This window comes from Phocaeicola massiliensis B84634 = Timone 84634 = DSM 17679 = JCM 13223 (assembly GCF_000382445.1).
In the GTDB taxonomy this organism is placed as follows: Bacteria; Bacteroidota; Bacteroidia; order Bacteroidales; family Bacteroidaceae; genus Phocaeicola; species Phocaeicola massiliensis.
In genome coordinates this window covers 436,776-451,936 of sequence record NZ_KB905472.1, presented here as the reverse complement: position 1 = coordinate 451,936, position 15,161 = coordinate 436,776, and the positions used below count along the sequence as shown (strand labels likewise).

General features: G+C 40.1%; 11 protein-coding genes and 2 pseudogenes. 2 read left to right on the top strand and 11 right to left on the bottom strand.

Annotated elements, in window-relative coordinates:
* Positions 1-33 precede the first annotated feature (33 nt).
* Both HMPREF1534_RS17040 and HMPREF1534_RS17045 read right to left on the bottom strand, forming a co-directional pair.
* Complete coding sequence (locus HMPREF1534_RS17040) at positions 34-1,458, bottom strand: hypothetical protein (protein ID WP_005936301.1); 1,425 nt, start codon at positions 1,456-1,458, stop codon at positions 34-36.
* 190 nt (positions 1,459-1,648) lie between these two features.
* The gene (locus tag HMPREF1534_RS17045) at positions 1,649-2,272 is read right to left on the bottom strand and encodes an HU family DNA-binding protein (protein ID WP_005936298.1); all 624 of its coding nucleotides are present in this window, start codon (positions 2,270-2,272) and stop codon (positions 1,649-1,651) included.
* 411 nt (positions 2,273-2,683) lie between these two features.
* Here HMPREF1534_RS17045 and HMPREF1534_RS17050 point away from each other — a divergent pair, with 411 nt between their 5' ends.
* Complete coding sequence (locus HMPREF1534_RS17050) at positions 2,684-2,944, top strand: thioredoxin family protein (protein WP_005936294.1); 261 nt, start codon at positions 2,684-2,686, stop codon at positions 2,942-2,944.
* Between the two features lie 10 nt (positions 2,945-2,954).
* Entirely contained in the window at positions 2,955-3,800 is an 846-nt protein-coding gene (prmA, locus tag HMPREF1534_RS17055; RefSeq protein ID WP_005936291.1) for a 50S ribosomal protein L11 methyltransferase, read from the top strand.
* 107 nt (positions 3,801-3,907) lie between these two features.
* On the opposite strand, the pseudogene HMPREF1534_RS17060 reads toward prmA, so the two are convergent.
* The 9 genes and pseudogenes from HMPREF1534_RS17060 to HMPREF1534_RS17100 form a co-directional block, all read right to left on the bottom strand.
* Positions 3,908-4,324 (bottom strand): annotated as a pseudogene (locus HMPREF1534_RS17060) (RagB/SusD family nutrient uptake outer membrane protein); the annotation flags it as partial.
* 177 nt (positions 4,325-4,501) lie between these two features.
* Entirely contained in the window at positions 4,502-5,965 is a 1,464-nt protein-coding gene (locus HMPREF1534_RS17065; RefSeq protein WP_005936284.1) for a TolB family protein, read from the bottom strand.
* An 11-nt stretch (positions 5,966-5,976) separates the two neighbouring features.
* Positions 5,977-7,452 (bottom strand): DUF6057 family protein, encoded by a 1,476-nt coding sequence (locus tag HMPREF1534_RS17070; protein ID WP_005936281.1) that lies wholly within the window; start codon positions 7,450-7,452, stop codon positions 5,977-5,979.
* A 90-nt stretch (positions 7,453-7,542) separates the two neighbouring features.
* Positions 7,543-9,171 carry a RagB/SusD family nutrient uptake outer membrane protein gene (locus HMPREF1534_RS17075; RefSeq protein WP_005936278.1) on the bottom strand — a complete coding sequence of 543 codons (1,629 nt, stop codon included), beginning with the start codon at positions 9,169-9,171 and terminating at the stop codon, positions 7,543-7,545.
* A 27-nt stretch (positions 9,172-9,198) separates the two neighbouring features.
* Positions 9,199-11,739 (bottom strand): SusC/RagA family TonB-linked outer membrane protein, encoded by a 2,541-nt coding sequence (locus tag HMPREF1534_RS17080; protein ID WP_005936274.1) that lies wholly within the window; start codon positions 11,737-11,739, stop codon positions 9,199-9,201.
* A gap of 79 nt (positions 11,740-11,818) precedes the next feature.
* Positions 11,819-13,600: an IS66 family transposase gene (gene tnpC, locus HMPREF1534_RS17085; RefSeq protein WP_005936270.1), complete on the bottom strand. Its 1,782-nt coding sequence runs from the start codon at positions 13,598-13,600 to the stop codon at positions 11,819-11,821.
* Positions 13,601-13,688: 88 nt separating this feature from the next.
* A complete protein-coding gene (gene tnpB / locus HMPREF1534_RS17090; RefSeq protein ID WP_005936267.1) occupies positions 13,689-14,033 on the bottom strand; it encodes an IS66 family insertion sequence element accessory protein TnpB in 345 nt (114 codons plus the stop codon).
* Position 14,034: 1 nt separating this feature from the next.
* Complete coding sequence (locus HMPREF1534_RS17095) at positions 14,035-14,403, bottom strand: hypothetical protein (RefSeq protein WP_005936264.1); 369 nt, start codon at positions 14,401-14,403, stop codon at positions 14,035-14,037.
* An 87-nt stretch (positions 14,404-14,490) separates the two neighbouring features.
* Positions 14,491-15,024 (bottom strand): annotated as a pseudogene (locus HMPREF1534_RS17100) (carboxypeptidase-like regulatory domain-containing protein); the annotation flags it as partial.
* Positions 15,025-15,161: the final 137 nt, after the last annotated feature.

Sequence of the window (15,161 nt, the reverse complement as noted above, 5' to 3'; positions counted from 1 at the left end):
ATTCTATCATCTGTCTAGTTTAATCTCTAACTCTTATCTTCTGCGAGAGCCTCCGCCACTTGAACGTGAACCGCCGCCACCGGAGCTTCGTGAAACACTGCTTCCACCGCTTGAATAGCTGCTGCGTGAAGATGACGAAGAGCTGTTGCTACGGTATGACGAGTTACTTCTGGAGGTTGATATATTATTCCGAGAAGATGAATTCTGCCGTGAGTAAGAATCCCTCCGTGAATAAGAATTACCGCGAGAAGAACTGCTGTTACTGTTACTGCGATATGCTCCGCGACCTACCGTACCGTCAGAATTTCTCCGATAAGAAGACGAACCAGAAACACTGCTGCGAGTGCTGCTTGGCCTGTTGTAAGAAGAACCTCTTCCTGCCTCGGGACGAGTGTAAACATTCTCATTACGTAAACCTGCCGACTGACCGACTGATATGTTTTCTCCGGTACGAGAGCGATAAGTCGTTCTTCCCGGACGAACCGAATTCGAACTGTTTGAACCGGAAACTACTCTTCCCGAACTGGAACCTCTACGAGCAGCCGAACGATAACTACTTGAACTGGTGCGTCCGCCTTCACTGCGTCCTACATAGGAACTGCTGTTAGTACGGCCATAGTTATTTACGTAATTATTACGGTTCGGGCGTGATGAGTTATAATTGTTGTTATATCTGCCGGCATGAATGCCCGGACGGTGAGCACTTGAACCATACCATCCATGTCCGCCGCCCCAATAACCGCCGCCCCAGCCATAGCCGGGATAATGATGGTGATGATGCCAAGCATGGTGTCCCCAATAGCCGCCACCCCAGTAACCGCCATACCAATAATTGGGATACCAACTGCTATAATACCATGGTGAAGTCCATCCCCAGCTGAAGCTCCATCCGGGTCCGTAAAGATAGTTAAAGCGCCAATCCCACCATAATCTATTTGTATAAGTGGGGAAAACGTATGCATACAATCCGTCATCATACACATTCCAATCCCAAGAGGGAAGTCCGTAAACCACATCCCAATACAACGGGCTGCTCACAGGGATAGCATATCGGGGATTTCTGAAGCGAACGATACGCATAGCGTATTCATAATCATCTTGAGAACCTTCGAAACCATTTACCCATTCACCTCTCTCATTCAAAGGTTTTTCCTCGATATATAAAGTATCATTCTCCATCGAGAACGTATTATCCTGTGAAGTATAACGACGGTTATACTCATCCACATCACGCATATTGCCTTTTACATCCTTCACAACAACCGTAGAACCGGGAGCTGCATAGACAGTGGTATTGTTCTGCTTCTGCGGAACTGCTACCTTTACCTCCTGCTTAACCTCTTCCTTCTTTTCGGCTTTCTTTTTCGGGATGAAATAAAGGTCGTCTTCTACGCTTTGTGCCACTGCCAGGAAAGGCAAGCACACCATCATAAGCGAAGTCAATACAATCTTTTTCATACTCGTCACTTGTTTATTTGTTATTTTATCTACCTTTTCCGGTACAAAGATAATCAGAGGTTTTACTCCATAACAAAGAAAATCCCTATTAGTTGGTAGGGATTTCCCTATTTTACCTTTGTCAGCAGAACATGGAATCGTTTCTTAAAAAACCGATTAAATACTTATAATATAATGAATATACAAAGAATCAGTCATTCACAACATAATGTCCATTCACAGGCTTATAAACCGGTTGTTTGGGAAGTCCTGCATTTTCCAACTTTCCCTCCTCGCACAAGCGATGTAAATGGGAGTTGGCCGTGGTTTGTGTCATACCACAAAGAAGTTGGAAACTCTTCCGCAGCACAAAATCATGGGTCACGAAATACTCCGTCAGCAGTGCATCTATTTCCCCAACCGTCAGTCTGGCCGAATGAAAAGGGAACTTGGTGCGTTGCACCTTTATCCTCCCCACCTCATCCAACAAAGCTTGGTCGGGTCGGTAGACAATCCCCTTCAGTTTTACCTTCGTATTCTTGTACTTCGTCTTTTCCGTCACCGGCTCGGTGCTCACCAGGTTGGGACGAAAAAACCCGATACCGTCCAAATGCACCTGCTTGCCGTCTGCCAATTCCTCGCCCATGGCGTGTGACAGCGCATCAAGCACGGCTATCACGTCCGTCTCCGTCAGCGTACAACGTTTCTGAATACGGGCACGGAGTTGGGCCGTGCTCATCTTCCCATTCAGCCGGAGACGCGGATGCAACGCATTCTCTTCTCCCTGTTGTTCAGAGCTTTGGGGATTCTCATACCAATCAAATAGTATTGCCATACTGTTCTTCTTTTATTAGTTAAAGTCAATTATTCCTTAACCACGAAGGTGGTTAACTTTCACCACGGACGTGACTAACTTTAACCACCCTTGTGGTCAGACTTAACCACCTTCGTGGTTAAGCATTTGCAAACATACAAAGATACGCAAAGAAAAGACGGAAAACAACAAATTGACTCGAAGATATTCTTCAATAAACCGGATATTCCCCCCAAAACCAATATCGGAGGAATCTGTATCATGGAACAAAGTTTACCTGTTGATATCCGACCGGAATGAAGAAGATAAATAGATGCCGAACAGTATAAGGAGAAAAGCAATTAACACCTATTCTACTCTTATTCTCATTTTTTCTCCCTATCTTTGCCACTACCCTTTTTAAGGGTATATAAACTTAAAACAAACAACCACATGAAAGCAGTGAAATTATTTTATCAGGAAAGATGTCCGTTTTGCAAAAAGGCATTGCGTTACATCGAAGAGCTGAAAGAAGAGTACCCTGAATTCCAACCGATAGAAATAGAAATGATAGAGGAAACACAACATCCTGATATAGCCGACCAATACGACTATTACTATGTCCCGACTTTCTATGTGGATGGTGTGAAAGTACACGAAGCCGGAATTTTCAAAAATGAAATGGAAGCATTACTCCGTAAAGTAATCGAATAAACAAAGACATATGAAATATTTAGAAGTAACCTTTACCACTCACCCCTGCAATGAAACAGTAAATGATGTAGTATCTGCACTGGCAGGAGATATCGGATTTGAGAGTTTTGTGGAATGTGAAGGCGGTATACAAGCCTACATCCAACAAGCCTTGTTCAATAAAGAAGTACTGGATGAAATGATTTCGGAATTTCCCATCCCTAACGCAAAAGTAGAATATACCGTAAAAGAGGCCGAAGATAAAAACTGGAATGAAGAATGGGAAAAGAATTTCTTCCAACCTATCGTTATCGGTGACCGTTGTTGCATTCACAGTACTTTTCACAAGGATACTCCGAAAACAGAGTACGAAATATTGATTAACCCTCAAATGGCTTTCGGAACAGGACATCACGAAACGACAAGTTCCATCATCAGCGAACTGCTGGACGCCGATTTAAAAGACAAATCTGTACTGGATATGGGATGCGGTACCTCTATCCTCGCTATCCTGGCATCCATGCGCGGAGCCAATCCCGTTACCGCCATCGACATTGACGACTGGTGTGTAAACAATTCCAAAGACAATATTATTCTGAATCAGATTAATAATATTACGGTAGAATTGGGAGATGCCTCCTTATTAAAAGGACGCAAGCCCTTTGATGTCATTATCGCCAATATCAACCGCAATATATTATTGGCGGATATGCCTCAATATGCAGCTTGTATGCATGCCGGTTCCGAGCTTTACATGAGCGGATTCTATGTACAGGATATTCCTGTCATCCGGGAGAAAGCGGAAAACCTGGGAATGAAATTTATTCATTACCGGGAAAAGAATAATTGGGCGGCTGTGAAATTCATCATGCTATAAAAGTCAGCACATACCGATAAAATTAAAAAGCCGACTGAATTTCTCATCATTCAGCCGGCTTTCTTATTTATATAATCAACCCTATTATATAAAACGTTTATAGGATTTTAATAACCGGGATTTTGGTCATCAGCCAAAAGCGGATTCAAGTCGATTGCAGTTTGAGGAATAGGTCTCAAGTGCATACGGGGATTCCAACTCATAGTGATAATATTATCGCCATCAGGAGCTGCAATTTCTACATTGTTGATATGTTTATTCCAATATTCATCACTGTAACGATACATATCGTCACTGCGAAACCCTTCTGCCGCCAACTCAATACGACGTTCGTTTGCAATCAGCTCCAACCCTTCTTCCTTGCTTAAGCTGGTCGGAACATCAGGCATACCACAACGATCACGCAATTCATTAAGAGCTGCCTGTGTCTGAGAATCAAATCCGGCAGTATGCGTATGCGCTTCGGCATATATCAACAATATTTCTGCATACCGAATGCAGGGATAGTCTCCTGTAGCTTGTCCCGACTGCTTTTTTTATTTGTTTTTCCATGCTCTGTACTTTATGTACATTACTCGTTCGGACGCTCTAAATCAATAGTAATGGGTTGATTATTAGCTATTTGTTTTCATTAGCGCAATATTAACCAACCCATACTCTTATTAAGATAATATTTTATATGCTTTCTTCAAATAGAACTGTTAATTTTTGACTTTAGCCCGATGTATAGGTTCTTCTATTGTTTCCAACAATTTTTTGCCAGTCTTTACAGGCGCCTTGATTAATTCCGGCAAGTTATAGGTATATGTAAAGGTATCATAAAAATCGGGCTCCTTCTGAGGTAATAGGAAAGGCTTACTAAAATGTCCTGTCTCGGGATCAAAATGCGCAAAAAACGGACGAGCCCACAACCCATCCAGACGTTTGCTGCTGAAGACCAGCCATCTTCCTGTTGAAGACCAGGTATGAAAACTGTCCACATTGTCACTGTTTATTTCCGCGATATTTCGTATATTACCTGTAGCCAAATTAAGCAGATATAAATCACTTTCAGGATGCCAGATGGAGAAATTGCCGTAATCAGACTGAGTAAATAAAAGGAACCTGCCATCCGGTGAAATTCTCGGAAAAGAGACAGTCTTACGAAGGGCTGATGCTTTATAGACACATTCCAATGTATGCAGTTTGGAATGTTCTGCGTCAAAATGTATACGATATAAATCATACCGGATACTGTCCAAAGACATTCCTTGACGATATCCTTCAGCACGACAGAAATAAATCTGTTTTCCATCAGGACTCCATGTTGGAAAAGTTTCCATATATTGTTCACCATAAACTAACGAATCAGTAAATGTTTCGTGAGTCTGTACATCATAAATCATTAAATCGGCAGCCAAATCAGATACTTCTATGGGCTTTTGTCCTGAGGAATGGAAGAACTGCTGTATCTCATTGGCAGAAAATGCAATATATCTGCCGGAAGGATGCCAGGCAGGATAAGTGGCTCCATGCCTGTATTCTTCAGGCTTAGGGTCGACTTTTTCCATCTCACCATTAAGGGAAATTAAAGTGCCCCCCTGTTTACCACGCACATGAACCATCATCGTATCGGGTGAATTTCGGTTAAACGTATGACAGTTAATGCATTGCTTCCCAAAATTTCTATTTTCAGCGATAGGAGTCTGCTCATACGTTGTCAGGTCACGTTGATAAATTCCCATTTCATTCCAAAGTTCATATCCGGGATAAAGCAGACGGTACGCTAAAAAAGGATCTATCGCATGAACGGATATACTATCCTGAATATCAGAATAACGTACCCATTTGCCATGCTGCTTAATAGTAATTCTGACATATATTTTTTTGCCGGCAGCTTTCTCCAACAGTACCTTCCACTCGCTTTCCGGTATACGGACTATTGGTTCGTCATCCTGAATAAGAATGTCATAATTTTCCTCTCCGCATCCTAATTCTGTCTGGAAAGCCTCTCCTTCCTCCTGAATTCTAAAATTAGGAGGTGCAATATTGATAGGGAAAGTCACATCCGTATAATCCGGATAAATTAACGGTAATCGGTCACTCATACTTTCTGCCTGATGATATTGCGTACATCCTGACAAAAAAATAATTAATGTATAGTAAAGCAGATTTTGTATTTTCATATAATTTCCCATTAATTAGCTATCACCTTATTACCATAAGGACTGATATAATTCAAATAAAACCAATACGTATTTCCGAACTCCTTTTGCAAAGTGCCTAACTGTTTGCTCTGTACAAGACTATAATATCGTTTAAACCGTTCTTCCGTTGCCGGACTTATTTTTATTCCTACCTTTGAAAACTCTTCTTCGCCAACACCTAATTTATAAATATAAAGAGCTTCTTCATAAATACGAGGAAGTTTTGTATAAGAAAAAGATGACATGAATTTCAAGTTATTCACAAAACGAACCACATGGTTACTCAGTAATAAGTTACTCATTAAATACTCAAAAGCCATTTTGTTGGTGCTGTCATTCTCACATAAATATTGCAATTCAGGCCCTATATTCAAGACATTGGCAAACCGTGCCGGAGTATCCACCTTTCCATCCAATGCATTTCTTAGTCCGGGAACTTTGCCTTCATTTATAATTTTTTCAAGTAGCAAAGCTTTCTCTCGATAGAAAAGAGACTGTTTTAGCTTATTAATAAAGCGTTGTGCCACTAACGGGCGGTGGTTTACAATGTTATATTGTGCCAAATTTATAAGGTGAGGTGCTGTTTCTCCCCATACTACCATTGACTCAAACTCCCAGCGTTGTGCCTCATTGATATACCCAAGTTCTTCATAAAGAATATGTCCGTATTCACTCTCACGACTGTCACTGTTCCACGGGAAGTAAAGTCCCTTGACTCCCTGTTTTTGTGGATAATCCAATAAATGATAAGGAAGCTGTCCTGTATGATAAAGTGCCAAATGATGAAAATAAGAAATGAGCTGATTATAACGTCCGGTATCTAAATATTTTTTTGTATACTCCAGCACACTTCTCCAGTCTTTGCTTTTTACAAACTGTTCGGCTTTTAACATTATACGCTCATTCCTATTGTAGTTATAAAAAAAATAGTGAAAACCATATCCTGTATATCCTAGTAAAAAGAGAGAAGTTAATAAAACACGTATTTTTTTATTTGATATATCAGGTAGACGAAAGAGGGGAAATACGTTTCGGTAACGTTGAATAAACAAAAGAAGCAAATAGAGCATCAACAGGCATAGCAGACTTCCTGGTAATATAGAAAGAGAATGATTCGCTTCCATTGTATAGAAAAAAAGAATAAGGGAAGGAATAATGGACAATTGCAACAGATCATTCTTTCCGGTTATTATTTTTATAATGCTATTTGTCAACCAATAGACTGATGCCAACAAGAATGCCAAAATAGTACTTCCTAAAATAGGATAATAGAAAAATTGAATAATAAAGTTAGTGATATAGTTTAGCCAACCCTCAGATTGAACACATTGCAGAAAATAAGATTTAGAAAAAAGGAAAAGATGATGTTGTTCGTGATAGTAAAGCACATGCGACAACACTCCTTGGTAACATATATAATAAAGGATAAACAAAGCTCCAAATAGGGTATAGACCAGTCGTTTCATCTTATATATTTATTTAATAAAGTAAGTGAGGACACTTACTATAAGACAATGCCCTCACTTAAATTATTGCTTGTAGATATTATAATGTTATTAATATCCCGGGTTCTGAGTCAGTTTAGGATTCAAATCGATTTCTGTCTGAGGAACAGGGAGTAAGTAGTTATGATCTTCATAATGACTACCCGCCAATTTTATATTTTCACCTTCATAAAGAATATAATCCACAATTGCCGGTTTGCCATCTACTACTCCTTCTACAGGTTTCATCTTCAATCCCAAGAACGGTGCATTCAAAACTTCTTTGGCAATGCCCCAACGACGAATATCCCACATACGTTTACCGCCTTCGAGTGCAAACTCTACACGCCATTCGTTTTGAATACGTTTACGAAGTTCATCTTGAGTAGCACAATATGTCGGTTTGCTTGGGTCTGTATTTTGTAAATCAGGCATACCTACACGTCTACGAACTTGATTGACAGCATCAAATGATTCTGCGCTCAACGGATGAAGCTCATTCATCGCTTCTGCATAAGTCAGCAGAACTTCGGCATAACGAATAACCACCCAGTCTTTACCCATATTCCAACCTTCGCTTTGAGGATCAATACTTGGGTCTAACCATTTTTGCTGATAATATCCGGTTGCTGTAGCATCACCGTGCTGTTCAATACCGGTTTTTCCACTTGATTTCAGCGGTTTGACTTTAATTGTAACACCATACATTTCTTCTCCGTCATGAAGTACATTGACTTCCAAACGAGGGTCGCGATTTTTAAACGGATCCTTTTCATTATAAATTGTAGATTTACTGATAGGAGCACCGTCTTTATCTTCGAATGCGTCAACCAAACTCTGAGTAGGATTCATACCTCCCCAACCTAAAGTAGGGAAACATTCCCAACCAATCAAGTAGTGAGTTTTATCAGGGTAGTTGAATTGTACATACAAGATATTTTCATCACATCCATCTGATTTTTCCCAAAACAACTCCTGATATTTACCGGTATTTCCGGCATCATAAAGTTCATATTTACCTAAATCCATTACAGCCTTAGAAGCATCTGCTGCAACTTGCCAGTTATTATAGTACAAAGCAGCTCTAGCTTTCATAGCCAAGGCAGCTCCTTTGGTAACACGAGGAGTATTTGCGGCATCCCATTCTTCAGGCAAATATTCAATTGCCTTGTCAAAGTCTGCCATAACCTTTGCATACACTTCTTCGCGTGGAGTACGAGTGATATCTTCTACATCCGTTAAGTTCAATGGTTTATCAATATAAGGAACATCACCAAAAGAACGGATTAAATTGAAGTATACAAATGCACGGAAGAAATAAGCCTGTCCTTCAATTTTTTTACGTGATTCGTCACTCATTTCGATATCTTTTACTTTTTCCAATACCAAGTTACATTGACGAATCGGAGTATAACTACCCGCCCAGCTTTGGTCCATCGGATCGTAAACACCTTTTGATATGTTACCGGCAGCCCATTTAATGCCATGAACTGCATTATCTGAATTGATATCTTCGTCTTGATCCCATGTAGGCAGGCAGCCATAAATATCAGTTACGGCCATCATCGCATCATTCTCTGTTTTCCAGAAACTGCTATCAGATAGCTCATCCAATGGATAACGGTCTAAGAAATCACTACATGAAGAAGTGAATCCTACAAATAATAAGGCCGTTGCTATATGTAAAAATTTTGTTTTCATGTTATTTATACTGTTTTATTTGAAATATTAGAATGAAAGTTTTACTCCGACAGACAGTTTTTTAACGTTACTGTAAGACCATCCTCGTTCATTGCTTTCTTCCGGGTCGATACCACCGTCCAAACCTGTAAAAGTAAATAAGTTTTCACCGGTTAAGAATACCTTTGCATTAGCGATACCGGCTTTAGTTAACCATGCTTGAGGTAATGTATAGCCTAAAGTAAGGTTTTTCAAACGAACGTATGATGCATCTTGAAGCCAGAAAGAAGATGTTACAAAGTTTGTTTGACTAGAACGTGTAACACGAGGATAAGAAGCATTGTGATTATCCGGAGTCCAACGATCCAAATGTCTTTTCAAAGCAGTTGCACCATTATAAAATGCATAAGCAGCTTCAGCGGTGTAGTATCCGTCTACATCAAATGCTCCTTGGAATAAAGCAGAAAGATCAAAATTCTTATAACCTACACTCAGATTCAAACCTCCGGTCCAACTTGGGAAATTCTTACCTATAACAGTACGGTCTTTTTCTGTAATTTTCTTATCACCATCCAAATCTTTGTACTTGATATCACCTAATTTTTCCTGACCGGCAGCCAAACGTTTCGGACAGTTAAGAAGGTCTTCTTCTGTATTAAAGAAGCCGTCGGCTACATAACCGTAGTAAGAACCGATAGGATATCCTTCCAAATTCCAAATCTTGTCGTTGCTTGTCGGACCTTCTGTACCTGCCATATCCGTAATCTCATTCTTTACATAAGATACATTCAATGATACAGAATAGTTCCAGTCCTTATTAATTTGCTTGTTATGGTTAATCAAGAAATCAAAACCGGTATTCTGCACACTACCAATATTCTGTGCCGGAGCATTCATACCGATAACTCCCTGAATAGGGGGATACAGCAACATATCATTGGTTTTCTTCTTATAAACAGATAATTCAAAATTAATCATGTTGTTTAAGAAACCGGCTTCCAAACCTAATTCATAGTTAGTAACCGTTGCCCATTTCAAATTATTGTTCACATAACGAGCTTCATATATAGCTGAGTACAAAGTATTGTTGAATAAATATTTAGTAGCATTGTCAGCTATATTATATGTATATGTTGGTACTGCCGGATAAATATCATCGGATTTCAATTCCTCATTACCGGTTTTACCCCAACCAAGACGTAACTTCAAATTGCTCAGCCAGTCTACATTGTCTTTAATAAATGCTTCTTCAGAAATTCTCCATCCTGCAGAGAATGCGGGGAATACTCCCCAACGATTATCTTTCGGGAAACGTGAAGAGGCATCACTACGTAAATTAGCTTCAAACAGATACTTACCTGCATAATCATATTGGATACGTCCGAAATAAGACAAACGAGCCATTTCATAACCTCCGTCTTTATTTTTTTGTGAAGACTGGTCTAATGTATTCAGAGATTCAGGCAACTCATCACTACCGCCACCTTGACGAGTAGCTTCTGTATACTTATAAATATGTTCATAAGATTCAAAACCCGCTAATGCACTGATATTATGTTTGCCAAAACTCTTATTGAAGTTAATCAAGACTTGTCCTGTGTAATAGTTGTGGTTATAATATTTATCATAGCCTTCACGCAAACCGGAATCATACGCATTGCTTCCGCTACCATAAGTGAAATGCTTTTTAAAACCATCTTGGTTACTGGTATAATTACGTACTGAATATACACCTTTAATACTCAATTCAGGTAAAATCTGTATAGTAGCATGACCCGTAAGATTTATTTCCTGCTGTGTATTACGTCTGAAACCTGACTTGTCTCCTTGTATGGCAACCGGGTTATCTACACCGGAATAAGTATAAGAACCATCTTCGTTATAAACTTTATTAGTCGGCTTTTCGCGAGTCACGCCTTGATAAACAGACACAAAGCCATTCCATGCATCATTAGAGACACCTCTATAACCGGATGCATTGATACCTACCTTTATATATTTATTGATTTCCGAATTCAAATTCATACGGGCATTGAATCGAGAATAATCATTATCGGCAGTCAAACCATCCTGATAAATATAACCTAATGAAGCATTGTACGTTGTTTTTTCAGTACCACCGCTGATAGAAACATTATGCATTGTTTCTATAGCACTCTTTTTAATAGCAGCTTCATACCAGTCTGTGCTGGGTAATGCTCCGGTACGATAGTCTTCTATTTCTTCCGGAGAGAACATCAATGTAGCATTAGGATTCTCATTTAAAGTTGCTTCATTATATAAAACAGCATATTCATAAGCATTCACTAATTCACGTTTTGCTACCGGAGAAGACCAAGATACATTACCGGAATAAGTTACGCGTGTCTTTTCTCCTTTTTTACCCTGTTTCGTAGTAATCAAGATTACACCGTTAGCAGCCTGTACACCATAGATAGCAGCAGAAGCAGCATCTTTCAAAACTGTAAATGTTTCAATATCATTTGGGTCAATTGTATTCATGCTACCCGGTACTCCATCTACAATAACCAATGGACTGGCTGCATTGATAGAGTTCTTACCACGAATAGTAATATCAGCAGTAACCATTCTATTTTCCGCTACGACAATTTTATCGGCTGTTTTTCAGCCGATAAAATAAAAATGTCCGTAAGAAAATAGTTTAGTTTTAACATTCCGATTTATAAAAACATGGCAGAAGAGCCTTCTTGTCGCAGTCCTTACCATGAAGAATACATTCAAACAAGTGCTTCAGGTAATCCTGAGGATCTATATCGTTCAACTTACAGCTTTCTATCAGGGAGAAGATGAATGCCGAGTTTTCTGCGGCTGCCTCACTTCCTATATTCATACAGTTCTTGAGCAGCAGCTTTACAGGTTTCATTCTTTGCTCACAGAGATTGTTGGATATTTCCGCTGAACCGTCCTTGAGGATATTTCTCAAGGATTTCCACTGGTTTATCGTGTAGTTCGCAGCCTTTCTTATCAGTTCGTTAGCCATGATCTTCGCATCCTGCATCATCATGACCACCTTATGATGTATACGTTCAAGAACAGGTCCCGTAAGTTTAAGTCTTTTTTCCTTTATCTTCTCACTGCTGAGTTTCATTGTGCGGAACAGGTCTTCATTCCTGAATAAATCACCGATAGAATCTATTATGTCCATCGCCGTCCTGTCTGATGGCAAAGCATCAACCCACAACCTCCTGCAGTGCGTCCAGCATCCTATATGAAGCACCTTTGAGCCTTCTCCGTCATACATTCTGTAAACCGTATATCCGTCTGTAGATATAGATCCCATAAAATGATCAAGGAAGGTCTTTGCCACATCAGATGCTCTGCTGCCGTTATTGTAATGATAATAAACCAACTTGACATGCTTTGCAAAGAAAGCCCATAAGTACTTTCTCCTGTAAGCCTTACCTTCCGGTGTTTCAACTCCAACGAGTTCGGTAGTCTCATCAACCATAAGGTATTTTGCCTGTTGTACAAACTTCTTGAAGACATCTTCCATAAACTCCCTAAGCCTGGAGATTCCGTTGTGGATATAGCTGTTCAGCGTGGTATTGCTTATATGGATGCCTTCTCTTGCAAGCAGTCTTATCTGTCTGTTCTCAGGCATGCTGAAGTCATATTTCAGACAAAGCAGACGGGCAAGCAGTTCAGGAGAGAAGATTCCTCCAAGGTTTTTCAAGGGATGCTCCATCGTGTTAGTGAAAGTGCCGTCTGCAAGCTTTACCCTTGCCACCTTGTACACATGTTCCACGTTATGGGCACGCACATGTTCTATAAACCTGTATTCCCACACATCAGCCATTCCGTTGCGGTTCATAAGCCTTGCACCATCCGGGAGTTGGTAATAGTCTTCTATTTCATGTACCACTACCTTGTCCACCTTCAGCCTGGTCTTTTCCGCACGTGGTGCGGTTTCCTTTCTTCTTGAAGGCTTGCTGTTCTGTGCTGTTGCGTTATCGGAAGAGGTATTGCCACCAGCTTCGTTACCATTGGCCTTATTATCATCATCACCTTTCTTGTCAGAACCGTCATATTCGGACTTCTCCATTGCAGACTTGTCAATGTTACGGTTGTTCAGCAGCCTTCTTTGCTCAGATGTACGGCCGAAACGGTGTTTCCTGCTGTCTTCAAGCTGAAGTCTGAGATTGGATATCTCGTTTGCAAGCATCATGTTCACCTCGTCTTTTGCTTCAAGCTGCTTCCTCATAAGTTCCATTTCTTTCCTGTAATGTTCAACCGTGGTTGATTGCTTTTCGAGGGATTCTTTGAGGTCATTGATTGTATCAATCAGAGTTTTTGAGTTCTCCTTGTTGGATTTTTCAATAGACTCAAGCCTCGCAATCAGTTCTTTATTCTGTTTGCGAAGCCCTGCTTTTTCCTCATTCGCCAGACCCAGCTGGCAGCAAAGTAACTCGTATGCTCTTTCATCAATCATGATATAAAGGTACGAAAAATCAGGCAGTTACGCAAACTTTTTATCGATTATTTTTGTATTATTCCATTGTAAATCAACGCCTTATTATTCATTCTTTAGGAGTTACATACATTCTGTCGACTACGATACTTTCCGTCAGGTAAGCCATGTCAGACCACTGTATCCGGTAGCATTTTGACACCTCGTCAAACACAGGTTTCTTGAACTTTCCAATGACAGGACGTTTCTCGTAAAGCACATAAAAACCGCGTTCGTAATGAAGTATCTTGACGACCTTCCGGTTACGGGACATGAACATATATACATTGGACGCATCACTAGGGTCAAGTGACATCTCTTGCCTTATACTTTCACACAAACGGAAGATGCCTTTCCGTAAATCCACATTACCGTTGAACAGGTAATAGTTCAGGTTAGCACTCAGTCCAAGCATATCATCCTATCATTTTATTAAGCAACAGACTCAGATCAAGAACGCTGGTGTTTCTCAGAAACAATGTCGCTCCAGATGTCAATTGCAGTTTCACCCACTTAATAGGAGGTTCGCCTTCCGGTTGTTTCACTTCCATCTTAACAGTTGGACTGTTGCAAGGTTTACCGGTTATCTGGACTTTAGCAACCTTGGGCTGATCAACCTGAACTGTCTTGCCTAACTTCTCGCTCCAAAGCTGATGACGTTGCCAGTTCATGAACTTGTCGTAGTTTACTCCATAATCCGCACAGAACTCGCGAAGATCCTTGGTCTCGCTGCATAACTGGTAGAGGTCATATACCTCCTGATAGTTTACTTTTTCTTTCGCCATAATCATTGTTGTTATTTGGTTATGGCGCAAAGGTAGGTTTGTGAATAATGTGCGTCAAGGCGGAAAATAGAATGCTTACATATCAGCAGCTTGACTACCCGGAGCACCTGAACTCTGAATAGCTGTTACACCAGGCATTTGTCCTGCTATAGCTGCAGAAACACTTGACACGGGACGGCTTTCCAATGCTTTTGCATTTACAGTTGCAACTGCTCCTGTTAAATTAGCTTTCTTTTGTACACCATAACCTACTACGACAACTTCTTCCAATGTTTGACTGTCCTCTTTCAGGATTACATTAAGTGGTTGACCGTTGAATTTTACTTCCTGGGTAACATAACCTACATAGGAAATAACAAGAATACTTCCTTCGGAAACTCCACTCAAGGTAAAATCACCATCGATACCGGTAATTGTACCATTGGTTGTACCTTTTACTACTACGGACGCACCGATGACTGTTTCACCCATAGCATCCTTTACAACTCCTTTACAGGTTTCGGTCTGTTGCTCAATAGCATTTGAACTTGCTATTGCAGGAGCTGAAACAGCATTCATGCTTCCTGTAGATGCAGCCATAAGAAATAGCAGCATACTGACCGACTTGACTCTCTTTAACATAAAGTATTAATTTAAAGATAATAAATAAGTTACTATCAACGTAGTTCTTCTAGAACTATTCCTTTTTATAATCTACTGATAATCAATGCTTGTATTAAATAGATCCTTGGATTATTTATACTGTAAATCACAATAAA